This is a genomic window from Streptomyces griseoaurantiacus (assembly GCF_036189845.1).
Lineage (GTDB): Bacteria > Actinomycetota > Actinomycetes > Streptomycetales > Streptomycetaceae > Streptomyces > Streptomyces griseoaurantiacus.
In genome coordinates, this window is the sequence record NZ_CP108326.1 from 975,634 (window position 1) to 992,354 (window position 16,721).

The 16,721-nt window shown below is 73.8% G+C and carries 16 protein-coding genes; 9 read left to right on the forward strand and 7 right to left on the reverse strand.

Annotated features, from left to right (window positions below):
• Positions 1-234 precede the first annotated feature (234 nt).
• Together OHB09_RS04405 and OHB09_RS04410 are read left to right on the forward strand one after the other, a co-directional pair.
• Complete coding sequence (locus OHB09_RS04405; RefSeq protein ID WP_374111727.1) at positions 235-1,128, forward strand: helix-turn-helix domain-containing protein; 894 nt, start codon at positions 235-237, stop codon at positions 1,126-1,128.
• Entirely contained in the window at positions 1,125-1,331 is a 207-nt protein-coding gene (locus tag OHB09_RS04410; protein ID WP_040897240.1) for a DUF397 domain-containing protein, read from the forward strand. The genes OHB09_RS04405 and OHB09_RS04410 overlap by 4 nt, the downstream gene beginning before the upstream one ends.
• Before the next feature lie 82 nt (positions 1,332-1,413).
• On the opposite strand, the gene OHB09_RS04415 is transcribed toward OHB09_RS04410, so the two are convergent.
• On the reverse strand, positions 1,414-1,986 hold the full coding sequence (locus OHB09_RS04415) for a TetR/AcrR family transcriptional regulator (protein WP_328919197.1): 573 nt from the start codon (positions 1,984-1,986) through the stop codon (positions 1,414-1,416).
• A 122-nt stretch (positions 1,987-2,108) separates the two neighbouring features.
• On the opposite strand from OHB09_RS04415, the gene OHB09_RS04420 reads away from it, so the two are divergent.
• Positions 2,109-3,005: an SDR family oxidoreductase gene (locus tag OHB09_RS04420; protein ID WP_328921630.1), complete on the forward strand. Its 897-nt coding sequence runs from the start codon at positions 2,109-2,111 to the stop codon at positions 3,003-3,005.
• Between the two features lie 28 nt (positions 3,006-3,033).
• On the opposite strand, the gene OHB09_RS04425 is transcribed toward OHB09_RS04420, so the two are convergent.
• Positions 3,034-5,421, reverse strand: a complete 2,388-nt coding sequence (locus OHB09_RS04425) for a phosphoketolase family protein (RefSeq protein ID WP_191852682.1) — start codon at positions 5,419-5,421, stop codon at positions 3,034-3,036.
• Positions 5,422-5,703: 282 nt separating this feature from the next.
• On the opposite strand from OHB09_RS04425, the gene OHB09_RS04430 reads away from it, so the two are divergent.
• Both OHB09_RS04430 and OHB09_RS04435 read left to right on the forward strand, forming a co-directional pair.
• Entirely contained in the window at positions 5,704-6,111 is a 408-nt protein-coding gene (locus OHB09_RS04430) for a DUF779 domain-containing protein (protein WP_381019258.1), read from the forward strand.
• 137 nt (positions 6,112-6,248) lie between these two features.
• Positions 6,249-7,547, forward strand: coding sequence for a phosphodiester glycosidase family protein (locus OHB09_RS04435; protein WP_328921631.1), 1,299 nt, complete (start codon positions 6,249-6,251; stop codon positions 7,545-7,547).
• 40 nt (positions 7,548-7,587) lie between these two features.
• Here the strand turns inward: OHB09_RS04435 and OHB09_RS04440 are convergent, their stop codons facing one another.
• The 5 genes from OHB09_RS04440 to OHB09_RS04460 form a co-directional block, all read right to left on the reverse strand.
• Positions 7,588-7,782: a hypothetical protein gene (locus tag OHB09_RS04440; RefSeq protein ID WP_006144251.1), complete on the reverse strand. Its 195-nt coding sequence runs from the start codon at positions 7,780-7,782 to the stop codon at positions 7,588-7,590.
• Positions 7,783-7,941: 159 nt separating this feature from the next.
• Positions 7,942-9,051 carry an acyl-CoA dehydrogenase family protein gene (locus OHB09_RS04445; RefSeq protein WP_328921632.1) on the reverse strand — a complete coding sequence of 370 codons (1,110 nt, stop codon included), beginning with the start codon at positions 9,049-9,051 and terminating at the stop codon, positions 7,942-7,944.
• The gene (locus OHB09_RS04450) at positions 9,048-10,259 is read right to left on the reverse strand and encodes an acyl-CoA dehydrogenase family protein (RefSeq protein ID WP_234525161.1); all 1,212 of its coding nucleotides are present in this window, start codon (positions 10,257-10,259) and stop codon (positions 9,048-9,050) included. The genes OHB09_RS04445 and OHB09_RS04450 overlap by 4 nt, the downstream gene beginning before the upstream one ends.
• A gap of 3 nt (positions 10,260-10,262) precedes the next feature.
• Complete coding sequence (locus OHB09_RS04455; RefSeq protein ID WP_234525163.1) at positions 10,263-11,234, reverse strand: NADPH:quinone oxidoreductase family protein; 972 nt, start codon at positions 11,232-11,234, stop codon at positions 10,263-10,265.
• 168 nt (positions 11,235-11,402) lie between these two features.
• The gene (locus OHB09_RS04460; protein ID WP_040897236.1) at positions 11,403-12,014 is read right to left on the reverse strand and encodes a helix-turn-helix domain-containing protein; all 612 of its coding nucleotides are present in this window, start codon (positions 12,012-12,014) and stop codon (positions 11,403-11,405) included.
• 76 nt (positions 12,015-12,090) lie between these two features.
• On the opposite strand from OHB09_RS04460, the gene OHB09_RS04465 reads away from it, so the two are divergent.
• The 4 genes from OHB09_RS04465 (at position 12,091) to OHB09_RS04480 (ending at position 16,714) form a co-directional block, all read left to right on the forward strand.
• Positions 12,091-13,140, forward strand: a complete 1,050-nt coding sequence (locus tag OHB09_RS04465; protein ID WP_328921633.1) for an NAD(P)/FAD-dependent oxidoreductase — start codon at positions 12,091-12,093, stop codon at positions 13,138-13,140.
• Between the two features lie 29 nt (positions 13,141-13,169).
• The gene (locus OHB09_RS04470; protein ID WP_328921634.1) at positions 13,170-14,708 is read left to right on the forward strand and encodes an ATP-dependent DNA ligase; all 1,539 of its coding nucleotides are present in this window, start codon (positions 13,170-13,172) and stop codon (positions 14,706-14,708) included.
• Positions 14,705-15,214, forward strand: coding sequence for an NUDIX domain-containing protein (locus OHB09_RS04475; protein ID WP_328729868.1), 510 nt, complete (start codon positions 14,705-14,707; stop codon positions 15,212-15,214). Before OHB09_RS04470 ends, OHB09_RS04475 begins: the two co-directional genes overlap by 4 nt.
• Positions 15,215-15,328: 114 nt before the next feature.
• Positions 15,329-16,714 carry an NADP-dependent succinic semialdehyde dehydrogenase gene (locus tag OHB09_RS04480; RefSeq protein WP_006144243.1) on the forward strand — a complete coding sequence of 462 codons (1,386 nt, stop codon included), beginning with the start codon at positions 15,329-15,331 and terminating at the stop codon, positions 16,712-16,714.
• Positions 16,715-16,721: the final 7 nt, after the last annotated feature.

The following is a 16,721-nucleotide window of genomic DNA, read 5'->3' on the forward strand; positions in this document are numbered from 1 at the left end:
CGGTGGGATCGCTCGTCGAATGACTCGTCATCTAGATGGGTCACCTCAGGGACTCCGGAGGCCGACGCCGTCCGAAGGTCCCCACGGTACGGGCCGGGGCGGCGGTGTCCCACCCGTTTTTGTACGGGCGTTGTACGGCTTCGCTCACGTGTCCCCGTGCGCGCGGCTCGCGTTGGACATGGCCCGGGAGCGGGTGTGAATGCGGGCGGAAAGGGCGTGAGGGCCGTGAGTACGGTGCGGGAGACGCGGGGCGGCGGCGGTCGGGTGGCGAACAGGAAGGACGAGGGCGGGGGTGACCTTCCGGGGGCGTGGGCTGCGTACGGGAGATTGCTCCAGCATCTGCGGAAGCGGGCCGGGTTGAACCAGCAGCAGTTCGGTGAGGCCATCGGCTACTCCCTGGAGCAGGCCACAATCACTCAGCTCCCGTCCCCGGCCCCGCAGGTCGGCTCGGTGGAGCAGGGCCGGCGCCCGGCCAAGGCGGCGTTCACGCGCGCCGCGGACCGGGTGCTGGAGGCGGGCGGAGTGCTGGAGGTGCTCCAGGACGAGGTGGACCGGGCGAAACTGCCGCGCTTTTTCCGTAACTTCGCGCTCATGGAGGCGGAGGCGGTGAGCCGGTTCGACTACGAACCACAACTGGTGCCGGGGTTGTTGCAGACGGAGGAGTATGCACGGGCCCTGTTTGCTGGTCACTGCCCGCCGCTCGGCGAAGATGTCATCGACCAGCGCACCGAGGCACGCCTGAGTCGGCAGAAGCTGCCGACGCGGCTACCACTCGCGGAGTTGTCGTTCATCATCAACGAGGAGGCACTGCGCGATCCGGTGGGCTGCCCGGAGGTGATGCGTGCACAGTGGCTTCAACTGCTGGAGCTGGCTGCGCTGCGGAACGTGGAGGTACAGGTCATGCCCGCCATGCGCGGCTTCCACCCCGGCAAGAACGGTCCATTCGTGGTGGTGGAGACGCGCGAGCACAAGCACCTCGGCTACTTCGAATCCCAAGGTGTCGGATGCGTCCTCACAGAGCCCGCCGAGGTCAGTACCTTCGCCTTGCGATATGGCAAGCTGCGATCGCAGGCCTTGAACGTCGAGGAATCTGCACGACTCATCGAGCGGATGGCGGGAGAGACATGAGCGTGGAGCAGATGGCCGAGCACGTGGACGGGCTGCACTGGTTCAGGAGCAGCTACAGCGGATCGGACGGCGGGAACTGCGTGGAGGTGGCTGCCGCCCTGGACGCCGTGTACGTACGGGACTCGAAGATTACGGGTGACGGACCGATGCTGCGCGTCGGCCGGGGCCAATGGGCGGTGTTCGTGGCGCGCGCGGCGGGATAGCTTCGACCAGGGGCTCCAAGGAACCGTGGCGCGGTGGCGACCGGAGCCCGGTGGCAAGCCGCGGCAGTCCGGGTGCCGCCCGTCACGCCTCGTCGGCGGCCAGCGCGACGAGTTCGTTCCACACCTCTCGCTGGATGTCCTGGAACAGCCGCTCCTCGCCCTCGGCGACCCAGACGCCGAAGGCCACGCCGAAGACCGTCACCCCGGACTGCGCGGCGAGGCGGGCGGTCACCTCGGGGACGCCGCGGGCGCGGAGGGCGGCGGTCATGGACGTGGCCAGGCCCGCCGCCTTCAGCAGTTCGCGTTCGCGCAGGGCGGGGTTCTCCTCGACGATCGCCTGCCGCTGCCGGGAGAAGGGGCGGCGTTCGTCCGAGAAGTGCGGGGCCAGGGCGGTCAGGGCTGACCGGACCGTCTCGAACGGTGAGGCGTCCGGTGCCGCCGCGGCCACGCCGTCGAGGAGCGCCTTCTCCAGCAGTTCCTGGCCGCCGAACAGCACCTCGCGCTTGTCGGCGAAGTGGCGGAAGAAGGTCCGCTCGGTGAGGCCGACGGCCTGCGCGATGTCCGCGGCGGTGGTCCTCTCGTAGCCGCGGCTCGTGTAGAGGTCCATCGCCGCCGCCTGCAGTCGTTCCCGTGTCCCGGGTTCCCAGCGCACCATGCGGCTCAGTCTAGTGATGACAGGTACTGACATAAGAGCTACAGTGATGTCAGCGACCGACGTCAGTCACTGACGTCACTTGTTCCACGGCTCCCTGGTGAGCCTCGAAGGAGACCATTCCCATGCGCGTTTTCGTCACCGGAGCTTCCGGCTGGATCGGTTCTGCCGTGGTCGACGAGCTGCTGGCCGCGGGCCACGAGGTGGAGGGGCTCGCCCGCTCCGAGGCCTCGGCCGCCTCGCTCGCCGCGAAGGGCGTCCGGGTCCGCCGCGGTGACCTCGACGACCTCGACGGCATCCGGGCGGGCGCCGAGGCCGCCGAGGCCGTCATCCACCTCGCCAACAAGCACGACTTCACCCGCCCCGCCGACACCGCCCGCGCCGAACGGGAGGCCGTACGGACGATCGGCGACGCCCTCACCGGTTCGGGCCGCCCCTTCCTGCTGGCCTCCGGCGTCGCCGGCATGTCGCAGGGCCGCAAGGTGACCGAGGAGGACCCGTCGCCGTTCCACGGCCCGGACTCCCCCCGGGGCGGCAGCGAGAACCTCGCGCTGGAGTACGTCGGCCGCGGCGTGCACACGGTGAGCGTGCGCTACTCCACCACCGTGCACGGCGAGGGCGACCACGGCTTCCTCGCGGTCCTGACCGCCGTCGCCCGGGAGAAGGGAGTCGCGGGCTACGTCGGCGAGGGCACGAACCGCTGGCCCGCGGTGCACCGCTCGGACGCGGCGCGGATCACCCGCCTGGGACTGGAGAAGGCCCCGGCGGGGACGCTCCTGCACGCGGTGGGCGAGGAGGGCGTCCCCACGCGGGAGATCGCGGAGGCCATCGGGCGGGGGCTGGGCGTCCCCGTCGCCTCGATCGCGCCCGAGGACGTCCAGGACCACTTCGGCTGGATCGGCCCGATCTTCGCCCTGGACATCCTCGCCTCGAGCACGCGCACCCAGGAACTGCTGGGCTGGACGCCGAGCGGGCCGAGCCTCGTCGAGGACCTGGACGCGGGGCACTACTTCCGCGCCTGACGCACCCCGGCGGGCGGAGGCCGCCGGCTCAGCCGTCCCAGGTCCAGTCCGCCACCTCCGGCAGGTCCACCCCGTGCTCGCGGATCCACTCGTGGTGCCGCAGCCGGGCGTCCTGCATCTCCTGGCGGACGGCGGCGGCACGGACGGCGAGGCCGGGGACGCGGTCGATGACGTCCATGACCAGGCGGTACCGGTCGAGGTCGTTCTGGACGACCATGTCGAACGGGGTGGTCGTGGTGCCGCGCTCCTTGTAGCCGCGCACGTGCAGGTGCTCGTGGCCGTCGCGGCGGTAGGCGAGGCGGTGGATGAGCCACGGGTAGCCGTGGTAGGCGAAGATCACCGGCTTGTCGGAGGTGAAGACGCCGTCGTACTCGAAGTCGCTCATGCCGTGCGGGTGTTCCTCGGCGGGGAGCAGCCGGGCGATGTCGACGACGTTGACCACGCGGACGGCGAGGTCGGGCAGGTGGCCGCGGAGCAACTGGGCGGCGGCGAGGGTCTCCTGGGTGGGGACGTCCCCCGCGCAGGCGAGCACCACGTCGGGTTCCCGGGTGCCGTCCTCGGTGCCCGCCCAGTCCCAGACGCCGAGGCCGCGGGCGCAGTGGACGCGGGCCTCCTCCATGCTCAGCCAGTCGAAGCAGGGCTGCTTGCCGGCGACGATCACGTTGACGTAGTTCCTGCTGCGCAGGGCGTGGTCGGCGACCGAGAGCAGGGTGTTGGCGTCCGGCGGGAAGTAGACCCGTACGGCTTCGGGGCTCTTGTTGAGGATGTGGTCGACGAAGCCGGGGTCCTGGTGGGAGAAGCCGTTGTGGTCCTGTCGCCAGACGTGTGAGGTGAGCAGGTAGTTGAGGCTCGCGATGGGGGCGCGCCAGTCCAGGCGGCGGGTGGTGCGCAGCCATTTGACGTGCTGGTTGACCATCGAGTCGACGATGTGGACGAAGGCCTCGTAGCAGGAGAACAGCCCGTGCCGGCCGGTGAGGAGGTAGCCCTCCAGCCAGCCCTGGCAGGTGTGTTCGGAGAGGATCTCCATCACCCGGCCGTGCCGGTCGAGGTTCTCGTCCACGGGGCGGGTCTCCGCCTGCCACGCCTTGCCGCTGGCCTCGTAGACGGCCTGGAGGCGGTTGGAGGCGGTCTCGTCGGGGCCGACGAGGCGGAAGTCGCGGCGTTCGGCGGTGGCGGCCATGACGTCCTCGAGGAGGTCGCCGAGGACGCGGGTGGGTTCGTGCAGGGTGGCGCCGGGCTTGTCGACGGGGACGGCGTGCTTCTCCAGAGGCGGCAGCGGCAGTGTGCGCAGCAGCAGACCGCCGTTGGCGCGCGGGGTCGCGCCGAGGCGGCGCTCCCCCTCCGGGACGCAGGCCAGGACCTCGGGCCGGGGCGCGCCCTGGGCGTCGAACAGTTCCTCGGGGCGGTAGGAGCGCAGCCAGCTCTCCAGTTGGCGCAGGTGCTCGGGGTTGTCGCGGACTGCGGCGAGCGGGACCTGGTGGGCGCGCCAGGTGCCCTCGACGGGGAGGCCGTCGACCTCGGCGGGCCCGGTCCAGCCCTTGGGGGTGCGCAGCACGATCATCGGCCAGCGGGGGCGCTCGGTGACGCCGTCCTCACGGGCGGCGCGCTGGAGGGCGGTGATGCGGTCCAGGGCGGTGTCCATCGCGCCGGCCATCGCGCGGTGGACGGCGGCGGGGTCCTCGCCGGTGACGTGGAGGGGGTCGTGGCCGTAGCCGCGCAGCAGTTCGTCGAGTTCCTCCTCGGGGAGGCGGGCCAGGACCGTGGGGTTGGCGATCTTGTAGCCGTTGAGGTGGAGAACGGGCAGGACGGCGCCGTCGTGGACGGGGTCGAGGAACTTGTTGGAGTGCCACGAGGCGGCGAGCGGCCCGGTCTCCGCCTCGCCGTCGCCGATCACGCAGGTGACGAGGAGGCCGGGGTTGTCGAGGGCGGCGCCGTAGGCGTGGGAGAGGGCGTAGCCGAGTTCGCCGCCCTCGTGGATCGAGCCGGGGGTCTCGGGGGCGACGTGGCTGGGGATGCCGCCGGGGAAGGAGAACTGCTTGAAGAGGCGGGCCATGCCGGCGGCGTCACGGGTGACGTCGGGATAGGTCTCGGTGTACGAGCCCTCCAGCCAGCTGTTGGCGACGACGGCGGGGCCGCCGTGGCCGGGGCCCCAGATGCAGAGGGCGTCGAGGTCGCGGTCGCGGATGACGCGGTTGAGGTGGGTGTGGACGAGGTTGAGGCCGGGCGAGGTGCCCCAGTGGCCCAGCAGCCGAGGCTTGACGTGTTCGGGGCGCAGCGGCTCGGTGAGCAGCGGGTTGGCCATGAGGTAGATCTGGCCGACGGCGAGGTAGTTGGCCGCGCGCCAGTGGGCGTCGAGGGCGGCGAGGTCCTCCTCGGTGAGGGCGGTGGGCGGCGGGGTGGTGTCGTCGGGGGGCATGGGGGGCCTTCCGGGTCGGGGCGGACGGTTCCACCTTGCGTGGGTTCCCCGGGTACCCGCGAGGGCCGGTCGGCCCCACTCGGATGGCGGCGGCGGGTTTACGCCACGGCCGTGCGGCCCGGGGTACGCGTCCGGGCCGCAGCTCTCGTCCGGGCCGGGGGCACGCCCCGGCCCGGGGGCACGCCCCGGCCGCCCGCCCCGGTCGCAACCTCCGTGCAACCTGCCGCGGCGTTCAATCGCGTGCGGGAGCCGTGGCACCACCGTGCCCACCGGGGTGCCGGGATGCCGGGGACGAAGGACGGGAGTGACCTCATGGAGGACGCCGACCGGGACGTGGAGAGCGTGCCGCGGGTGGCGCTGACGCCCGCCGCCGGGGAGCTGCTGCGGCGGCTCCGGGCGGAGCACGGGCCGCTCATGTTCCACCAGTCGGGCGGCTGCTGCGACGGCAGCGCCCCCATGTGCTATCCGGAGGGCGAGTTCCGCACCGGCGGCTCGGACGTGCTGCTCGCCGAGCTGGAGGTGGACGGAGTCGGCGAGCCGGTCGGGTTCTGGATGTCCCGCAGCCAGTACGAGGTGTGGGCGCACACCCGGCTGATCGTGGACGTCGTTCCGGGACGCGGCAGCGGGTTCTCCCTGGAGGCACCCGAAGGAGTGCGTTTTCTGATCCGTTCCCGCGTCGTCGACGCGTAGCCGCCGTGCGCGTCGCCCCCGTCTGGTGGACTGCCCCTCGCCCTCCCGGCTTATTCCTGTGATGAGCCGGTGAGTTGACGATACGTCAGCACATGTGTGCGGACGGCCAGGCAGCCACCAGTTCCCAGGGGGTACTCGTGACGCGTTACCGGCATTTCCGGACCGGAGCCCGGCTCCGGATCAGACCCAGTGGGCGGTTCGGGATCCGCCCCGGGGCCCGGCTCACCACCGTTCTCGCCCAGCTCTCCGTCCTCGGCACGCTGGCCGGCGCCACCCTCGCGGGCGCGGCGCCCGCCGGCGCCGTACAGCGCGCGAGCGAGGTCTCGCCCGGTGTCACCTACCGGGACTTCGACCTCGCCGCCGCCCACGGGACGGCCCACGTCCATCTGCTCACCGTCGACCTGGCCGATCCGCACGTCCGTGTCGACCTGCTCTACCCGGGGTCCGTCGCCGCCCGTGCCTCCGTGTCGCGGATGGCCGCCTCCGCGGGGGCCGTCGCCGGTGTCAACGGCGATTTCTTCCACATCAGCGAGGCCCAGCACCCGGGGGTGCCGGTGACCGGCGCCCCGGTCGGCCCGGCGGTGGCGGACGGCCGGCCCCTGAAGGCGGCGGTGCCGCGCGCCCAGCGCTTCGGTCCGGCGCTGCCCTCGGGGGGCAGCACCGAGGACGTGCTCGGCGTCGGCACCGACGAACTCGCGCGGCTGGACCGGCTGTCCCTGTCCGGGACGGTGCGCTCGGCGGCCGACGGATCGCTGCCGCTGCGCGGGCTCAACCAGTACGCGCTGCCCGAGGGCTCGGTCGGGGCGTACACCGCCGACTGGGGCAGTGCCTCGCGGCGGCGGGCGGTGTGCGGCACGGACAGCTCGCGTGCGGCGCCCTGCGCATCGGACACCTACGAGGTCACCGTGCGCGACGGACGGGTCGTCTCGACGGCGGACTCCCCCGGTTCCGGGGCGGTCGCCGAGAGCACGACGGTGCTGGTGGGGCGCGAGGCGGGAGCCCAGTGGCTGCGCAAGCTGTCGGTGGGCGAGCAGGTCACCGTGGAACAGCGGCTCGTGGCGGCGAAGGCGGGCGCGCCCTACCGGTTCGCCGTCGGCGGCGCGGTACTGCGCCGGGACGGCCGGAATCTGCCGGGGCTGGACGACTCGGCGTCGACGGTCCGCACGGCGCTGGGCATCGCGGACGGCGGGAAGCGGCTGCTGCTGCTCGCCCTGGACGGCTCGGCGGCGTACCGGTCCGGGCTGACGGTCGCCGAGGTGGCCGCGGAGCTGGGACGGCTGGGGGCCTCGGACGCGCTCGGGACGGACGGCGGCGGGTCCTCGGCCCTGGTGGCGCGCGGTGCCGGGGGCGGGGCGCCCGTCGTGCGGAACCACCCCTCGGACGGGTCGGAGCGGGCGGTCGCCAACGGGGTGGGTGTGTTCGCCGTCGGCGGGTGACCTTTGGGCGCAGGGCTCCGGGGTGGGTCCCCGGAGCCGCTCACGGGCGCAGGCTGCTGACGATGTCCGCCGTGGCCAGCAGGCCGTTGTGGATCGTGGGCGCCATGCTGGAGCTCGCCAGGAGGAAGCCCAGCAGGGCGCAGACCAGCGCGTGCGAGACCTTCAGGCCCCCGTTGCGGAGGAAGATCACCGCAAGGATCGTCAGCAGCAGCACCATCGAGATGGAAATGGCCATGGTCACCCTCCTCCGCAACGTCCGCTTCGCGGCGTTCGGCCGCAAGTGTGGCGTAGCGGAGGGTTCGTCCGGGCGGCTGACGTGTCCGCCGAACGAGTGGTGTCCCGGCCGGTGGCGGGTTCGCATCGGTTCGCGGACACGCCCCGGGGTGGCGCCCGCCTACGCGGGCGGACGCAGGTCGGCGAGCGTGGCCAGCCGCTCGCGGTGGGCGCCCGCCGTGCCGTAGGCGAGCGAGTCGGCCTTGGCCCGCTTGAGGTAGAGGTGGGCCGGGTGCTCCCAGGTCATGCCGATCCCGCCGTGGAGCTGGACGGCCTCCTCGGCCGCGTGCACGGCGACGCCCGCGGCGTACGCCTGGGCGAGGACCACCGCGAGGTCGCCCTCCGCGCTTCCGGTGGCGAGGGCGTCGGCGGCGTTGCGCGCGGCGGCGCGCAGGTTGACGACCTCCAGCCACAGCGCGGCCAGCCGGTGCTTGAGCGCCTGGAAGCCGCCGACCGGGCGGTTGAACTGCTTGCGGTCCTTCAGGTACCGGACCGTCTCCGTCAGGCACCAGTCGGCGAGGCCGAGCTGCTCGGAGGCGAGCAGTCCCGCCCCGGCCCGCAGGGCGCGGCGCACGGCGGGCTCCGCCTCGCCGAGGCGGCGGGCGGGCGCGGCGTCGAGGACGATCCGGGCCACGGGCCGGGTGAGGTCGAGGGAGAGCTGTGCGGTGACGTCCGCCTCGGCCGCGGCCACCGCGTACAGGCCGCCGTCCTCGGCGGGGACGAGGAGGACGTCGGCGGCGGTGGCGTCGGCGACGGCGGTCAGTTCGCCGTGCAGCGTGCCGTTCTCCCGGCGCACCGCGGGGAAGGGGGCGTGCGGGGCGGTGTGCAGCCCGACGGCCAGCGTCCCGACCGTGGCACCCGAGGCGAGGTCGCCGAGCAGGTCGCCCGCGGGGCTGCCGGGCTCGCCGGCCGCGCAGGCCAGCAGTGCCTCCGTGGCGACGACGGCGCTGGTCAGGTAGGGCACGGGGGCGACCGCACGCCCCAGTTCCTCCAGGACGACGGCGGCCTCGCGGTGGGTGGCACCCTGGCCGCCGAGTGCCTCGGGCACCAGGAGTCCGGCCAGGCCCATGCCCTCGGTGAGCGCCTTCCACAGCTTGGCGTCGTGCGGGGCCTCCGACTCGGTGCGGGCGAGGACGCCCGCCGGGTCGCAGTGGTCGGTGAGCAGGTCGCGGACGGCGGCGCGCAGCGCCTCCTCCTCCTCGGAGTGGAGCAGGTCGGGCTGTGTGCTCATCGGGCCAGGTCCTTCCAGGCGACGTCCTTGTCGGTGCGCGGTTCGGCGGGCAGGCCGAGGACGCGCTCGGCGACGATGTTGAGCAGCACCTCGCTGGTGCCGCCCTCGATGCTGTTGCCCTTGGAGCGGAGGTAGCGGTAGCCGGCCTCGCGGCCGGTGAAGTCGACGAGTTCGGGCCGCCGCATGGTCCAGTCGTCGTACAACAGGCCCTCCTCTCCGAGGAGTTCGACCTCCAGGCCGCTGATCTCCTGGTTGAGGCGGGCGAAGGCGAGCTTCATGCCGGCGCCCTCGGGGCCGGGCTGCCCGGCGACGAGCTGCTGGCGCAGCCGTTCGGCGGTGAGGCGGGAGACCTCGGCGTCCACCCACAGTTTCAGCAGCCGCTGGTGCAGGTCGTGGGTGCGCAGTTCGGGGCGTTCGCGCCAGGTCCTGGCGACGGGGCCGATCATGCCGCCCTCGCGGGGCAGCCGCATGCCGCCGATGGCGACGCGCTCGTTGTTCAGGGTGGTCTGGGCGACCCGCCAGCCCTCGCCGACCGCGCCGAGCCGACGGGAGTCGGGGATGCGGACGCCGGTGAGGAAGACCTCGTTGAACTCGGCCTCGCCGGTGATCTGCCGCAGCGGGCGGACCTCGACACCGGGGTCGGTCATGTCGCACACGAAGTAGGTGATGCCGCGGTGCTTGGGCACCGCGGGGTCGGTGCGGGCGATGAGGATGGCCCAGCGGGCGAGGTGGGCGCTGGACGTCCACACCTTCTGTCCGTCGACGACCCAGTCTCCCCCGTCCCCGGGCACGGCGCGGGTGCCGAGCGCGGCCAGGTCGGAGCCGGCGCCGGGTTCGCTGAAGAGCTGGCACCACACCTCCTCGCCGGTCCACAGCGGGCGCAGGAAGCGCCGCCGCTGCTCGGGCGTGCCGTACTGGAGAATGGTGGGCGCGGCCATGCCGAGGCCGATGCCGATGCGCCGGGAGTCGTTGTCGGGGGCGCCGGCGGCCTCCAGCTCGGCGTCGACGACGGCCTGCAGGGAGCGGGGGGCGCCGAGGCCGCCGAGGCCCTCGGGGTAGTGCACCCAGGCCAGGCCCGCGTCGAACCGGGCGCGCAGGAAGTCGAGCCGGTCGGTTCCGGCGGGCGGGTGGGCGGCCAGGAACTCGCGGGTGAGGGCGCGCAGTCGGGCCGCGTCGAGGACGGCGGGGGCGGCGGGGGTGTCCGGCATGGTTCAGGCTCCGTTCGCCTCGGTGGGCAGGACGACGACGCGGCCGGTGGTGACGCCGTCGGCGACCCGTTGTACCGCGGCCGCCGCGCCCTCGAGCGGCACCCGCTCGCTCACCAGGGGGGCGATCGCGCCCTTGGCGGCCAGTTCGGTGAGCTGCTCGTGGCAGTGCCGGACCAGGTCGGGGTTCTTGGTGTTGTACAGGCCCCAGTGCAGGCCGAGGATCGCGTAGTTCTTGACGAGGGCGTGGTTGAGCGCCGGGCTGGGGATCGTGCCGCTCGCGAAGCCGAGGACGACGATGCGGCCCTCGAAGGCGACGAGCTTGGCGGACTGGGCGTAGGCCGTGCCGCCGACCGGGTCGTAGATCACGTCGGCGCCCCGTCCGCCGGTGGCCTCCTTGACGGCGGCCACGACGTCCTCGGCGCGGCGGTCGACGACCAGGTCGCAGCCGAGCCCGCGGGCGACGGCGGCCTTCTCGGCGCCGCCGACGACGCCGATGACCGTGGCCCCGGCCGCCTTGCCGAGCTGGACGGCGGCGCTGCCGACCCCGCCGGCGGCGGCGTGCACGAGCAGGGTCTCCCCGGCCTGGAGGCGGGCCCGGCGGTGCAGGCCGAACCAGCCGGTCTGGTAGCCGATGTGCAGCGCGGCGGCCTCGGCGTTGTCGAGGGTGCCGGGGGCGGGCAGGAGGGCGGCCGCGTCCGCGAGGGCGTACTCGGCGAAGCCGCCGTGTGGGAGGGCGGGGGTGGCGAGGACGCGGCGGCCGTCCTCGGTCTCGCCGCAGATCTCGACGCCGGGGGTGAAGGGCAGGGGCGGGCGGACCTGGTACTGGCCGCGGCAGAGGAGGGCGTCGGGGAAGTTGACGTTGGCGGCCAGCACCTTGAGCAGTACCTGGCCGTCGGCGGGGGTGGGCGGCTCGGCGTCCGTGAGGCGCATGGCCTCGCCGGGTTCGCCGTTCTCGTGCACCTGCCATACCTGCATGCGGGGGCCTCCGGGGGTGCGGGCGTTTTCTGCATACTAAGCGGTCGCTTGCCCCTGTGGGGTGCCCCCGGGAGAGTTTTTTTCGCCCCGCCGCCCCTACCCGCCCCGTCCTCGGGGGCCCCGCCCCCCGGGACCCCCGAAAAGGTCGCGCGGTTCCCCGCGCCCCTGTCAAGGTCGCCGGGACGGGCGGGCGCGGACGTGCATGCGTTCGCCCTGGGGGCCGAACAGGCTCAGGAACTCCGCCGGGCCCTCCCCCGTCGAACCGAACCAGTGCGGCACCCGCGTGTCGAACTCCGCCGCCTCCCCGGGCCCGAGCACGACGTCGTGCTCGCCGAGGACCAGACGCAGCTTCCCGGACATGACGTACAGCCACTCGTAGCCCTCGTGGGTGCGCGGATGCGGCTCGGAGGCCCGCTGCGGCTCCAGCACCTTGAACGCCTGCAGCCCGCCGGGCTGGCGGGTGAGCGGCCAGTACGTGCGGCCGAACCGCGCGATCGGCTCCGCACGCACCCGGGGGTCCCCCACCCGCGGCGCGCCCACCAGCTCGTCCAGCGGCACCTGGTGCGCCCGCGCGATCGGCAGCAGCAGCTCCAGGGAAGGCTTGCGCAGCCCCGACTCCAGCCGGGACAGGGTGCTCACCGAGATGCCGGTCGCCTCCGACAGCGCGGCGAGCGTGGCGCCGCGTTCCTTGCGGATCCGTCGCAGCCGGGGGCCCACCTCGGCGAGCACCTCGTCCGTGTCGTCACTCCCGGGTACGTCGTCCCGCGCATCGTCACTCATGCCTTCATTGCAGATTCGGCAAGTGCGTTTGTCAATACGGTGGGGCTCGGCGACGCTGCCCGTGGAGGTGGTCACCATGACCGAGACGCACGGAACACACGACACACACCCCGACCGCTACGAGGTCCTCGTCGTCGGTGGCGGCGCGGCCGGGCTCTCCGCCGGGCTGGTCCTCGGCCGGGCCCGGCGCCGGACGCTCGTCGTGGACGCGGGCGAGCCGCGCAACGCGCCCGCCGCGCACATGCAGGGCTATCTGTCCCGGGACGGCATGCCGCCGGCCGAGCTCCTGGCCGCGGGCCGTGCGGAGATCGCCCGGTACGGGACGGTCGAGCTGGTCACGGACCGGGTCGTCGACCTGGCCCGGGACGGGGCGGAGGGCGGGGCGCCCCTCGGCTTCACCGCCCACCTCGCCGGAGGACGGACCGTCCGCGCCCGGCGGGTCCTCGTGGCGACCGGGCTGAAGGACGAACTGCCGCCCGTGCCCGGCGTGGCCGAGCGCTGGGGCCGTGACGTGCTGCACTGCCCGTACTGCCACGGCTGGGAGGTGCGTGACGAGGCCTTCGGCGTGCTCGCCACCTCGCCGATGAGCGTCCACCAGGCACTGCTCGTCAGTCACTGGTCGAAGGACACCACGCTGTTCCTGAACGGCGTGGCCGAGGCGGACCTGTCCGACGAGGAGCTGCGCCGGCTCGCCGCGGCGGGCGTGGACGTCGTCCCGGGCGGGGTCGCCGGCCTGGTGGTCGAGGACGACCGGATCACCGGCGTGCGGCTGGCCGACGGCTCGGTGCACGCACGGTCCGTGGTCTTCGTGGCGCCCCGCATGGTGCCGCGCACCGGCCTTCTGGAGAAGCTGGGCGCCGAGCTGCGCGAGACCCCGGTGGGCGCCTGCCCGGTGGTGGACGAGACGGGGCGCACGACGGTGCCGGGGGTGTGGGCCGCGGGCAACGCGACCCTCGTCGCCCAGCAGGTGGTCAACGCGGCGAGCACCGGGTACACGGCGGCGGCCGCGGTCAACGCCGAGCTGGTCTTCGAGGACATCGACGCCCGGGTCGGCGTGACGCGGACCGGCGGGACCGGCAGGACCGCCGAGGCCGCCGAGGCCGCCGAGGCCGCCGCCGAGGTGTAGGCCCCCGCGTCCCGGTGCACCATGACTGCATGCTGCTGCACCGGCTCGCCCGTGTGTCCCGGGAGGTCGCGGCCACCTCGGCGCGCTCCCGCAAGACGGCCCTGCTCGCCGAGTTGTTCCGGGCCGCCGAGCCGGAGGACGTGCCCGTCGTCATCCCCTATCTCGCGGGCCGGCTGCCGCAGGGCCGGCTGGGCATCGGCTGGAAGCTGCTCGGCACCCCGGTCCCGCCGGCCGACGAGCCCTCGCTGACCGTGCGTGAGGTCGACGCGCGGCTGACCGCGATCGGCGCCGTCACCGGCACCGGCTCGCAGACCGCGCGCGGCCGGCTGCTGGGGGCGCTGATGGCGGCGGCCACCGAGGAGGAGCAGCGTTTCCTGGTGGGTCTGCTCACCGGGGAGGTGCGGCAGGGCGCGCTGGACGCGCTCGCCGCGGAGGGGCTGGCCGCGGCGACCGGCGCGGCCCCCGCGGACGTGCGGCGGGCGGTGATGCTGGCCGGGTCGCTGCAGACGGTCGCGCGGGCGCTGCTGGCGGAGGGCCCCTCGGCGCTGGGGGCGTTCCGGCTCACCGTGGGCCGCCCGGTGCTGCCGATGCTCGCGCACACCGCCTCCTCGGTCACCTCGGCGGTGGAGAAGCTGGGCGCCTGCGCGGTGGAGGAGAAGCTGGACGGCATCCGGGTCCAGGTCCACCGGGACGGCGAGGTGGTGCGCGTGTACACCCGCACCCTCGACGACATCACCGACCGGCTGCCCGAAGTCAGCGCGGCGGCAAGGGAGTTGACCCAGGGCCGGTTCGTCCTGGACGGCGAGGTGATCGCGCTGGACGAGGAGGGGCGGCCCCGTTCCTTCCAGGAGACCGCGGGCCGGGTGGGCTCGCGGGTGGACGTGGACCGGGCGGCCGCCGCCGTGCCGGTCTCCCCCGTCTTCTTCGACGTGCTGTCGGTGGACGGACGCGACCTGCTGGATCTGCCCTTGGCCGAGCGGCACACGGAGCTGGCGCGTCTGGTCCCGGAGCCGCTGCGGGTGCGGCGGGTGGTGGTGACGGGGCCTGAGGAGAGCGCGCGGGCCGAGGCGTTCCTCGCCGCCACGCTGGAGCGCGGGCACGAGGGAGTGGTCGTCAAGTCGCTGGACGCCCCCTACAGCGCGGGCCGGCGCGGCGCCTCCTGGCTGAAGGTGAAGCCGGTGCACACCCTGGACCTGGTGGTGCTGGCCGCCGAGTGGGGGCACGGCCGGCGCACCGGAAGGCTCTCCAACCTCCATCTGGGCGCCCGGGGCGAGGACGGTTCGCTGGTGATGCTCGGCAAGACGTTCAAGGGCATGACGGACACGATGCTCGCCTGGCAGACCGAGCGGCTGAGCGAACTGGCCGTCGAGGAGCACCGCTGGGGGTTCACGGTCCGGCCCGAACTCGTCGTGGAGATCGCGTACGACGGGCTGCAGCGCTCCACCCGCTATCCGGCCGGCGTCACGCTGCGGTTCGCGCGGGTGCTGCGCTACCGGGAGGACAAGCGCCCGGAGGAGGCGGACACGGTGGAGACGCTGCTCGCGGCGCACCCCGGGGTGGCACCGTGACCCGGCCGGGGGACACCGAGGGGGCCGGTGCGGCGCGCCACCGGCGCAGTGCCGGGCTGCTGCTGTTCCGCCGTGCCGCGGACGGCGGCACCGAGGTGCTGCTCGGCCACATGGGCGGTCCGTACTACGCCCGCAAGGAGGCCGGGGCGTGGACCGTGCCGAAGGGCGAGTACCCGCCCGAGGAGCCCCCTTGGGAGGCGGCCCGCAGGGAGTTCGAGGAGGAGCTGGGGCTGCCGCCCCCGGACGGCACGGCGGTGCCCCTGGGCGAGGTGCGGCAGGCCGGCGGCAAGGTCGTCACGGCGTGGGCGGTGCGCGCCGACCTGGACCCGGCGACGGTGGTGCCGGGAACGTTCGGGATGGAGTGGCCGCCGCGCTCGGGGCGCCGGCAGGAGTTCCCCGAGCTGGACCGGGTGCGCTGGTTCCCCCTGGCCGAGGCACGCGTGGTGATCGTGAAGGCGCAGGCCGCGTTTCTCGACCGGCTCGCGGAGCACTCGGACGGAGGGTGAGCCGTCCGGGTCATGTCCCGGGAGCCGCCCGACGAGAAACGAGCCGTGCCCGCGTTGCGGCGCCCACCGGGGCGCGGGAGGGTCGAGACACAGCCTGCCCAGGAGGTCACAGCCATGCCCCTCGCGACCGTGAACCCGGCGACCGGTGAGACGCTCAGGACGTTCGACGCCCTGGACGCGGAGGAGGTCGAGCGCAGGCTCGCCGCCGCCGAGGCCGCGTTCCGCACCCACCGCACCACGTCCTTCGCCGAGCGGGCCCGGCTGCTGCGTGCCGCCGCCGATCTGCTGGAGGCGGACGAGCGGGAGATCGCGGAGGTGATGACCACCGAGATGGGCAAGCCGGTCACCCAGGCCCGCGCCGAGGCCGCCAAGTGCGTCAAGGCGATGCGCTGGTACGCCGACCACGCCGAGGGGCTCCTCGCCGACGAGGAGCCTGCCGAGGCCGATGTGAAGGACTCGGGCGCCTCGCGGGCGTTCGTGCGCTACCGGCCGCTCGGCCCGGTGCTCGCGGTGATGCCGTGGAACTTCCCGCTGTGGCAGGTGATCCGGTTCGCCGCGCCCGCGCTGATGGCGGGGAACGTCGGCCTGCTCAAGCACGCCTCGAACGTGCCGCAGACCGCGCTGTACCTGGAGGAGCTGTTCCGCCGGGCGGGATACCCGGAGGGCTGCTTCCAGACGCTGCTGATCGGCTCCAAGGAGGTCGAGGGCGTCCTGCGCGACCCGCGCGTGGTCGCGGCGACGCTGACCGGCAGCGAGCCGGCGGGCCGTTCGGTGGCAGCGGTGGCCGGGGACGAGATCAAGAAGACGGTGCTGGAGCTGGGCGGCAGCGACCCCTTCGTCGTGATGCCGTCCGCCGATCTCGACCGGGCGGCCGAGGTGGCGGTGACCGCGCGGGTGCAGAACAACGGGCAGTCGTGCATCGCCGCGAAGCGGTTCATCGTGCACACCGATGTCTACGACGCCTTCGCGCAGCGGTTCACGGCCGCGATGAAGGCGCTGAAGGTGGGCGATCCGATGGACGAGGAGACCCAGGTCGGGCCGGTCGCCTCGGAGCGGGGCCGGGCGGACCTGGAGGAGCTGGTGGAGGACGCCGTCGAGCACGGCGCCACGGTGCTGTGCGGTGGCGAACGTCCGGACGGGCCCGGCTGGTACTACCCGCCGACCGTGCTGGCCGACATCACGCCCGGGATGCGCGTGCACCACGAGGAGACGTTCGGGCCGGTCGCCACGCTGTACCGGGCGGCGGACCTCGACGAGGCGGTGGCGATCGCCAACGACTCCCCCTTCGGCCTGAGTTCGAACGTGTGGACGCGCGAGGAGGCGGACGTGGACCGCTTCGTGCGGGACCTGGAGGCGGGTGCCGTGTACGTCAACGGCATGACGGCCTCGCATCCGGCCTTCCCGTTCGGCGGGATCAAGCGGTCCGGGTACGGCCGTGAGCTGTCCGGGCACGGAATCCGGGAGTTCTGCAACATCACCGCGGTCTGGCAGGGGGCGTGAGCGTTCC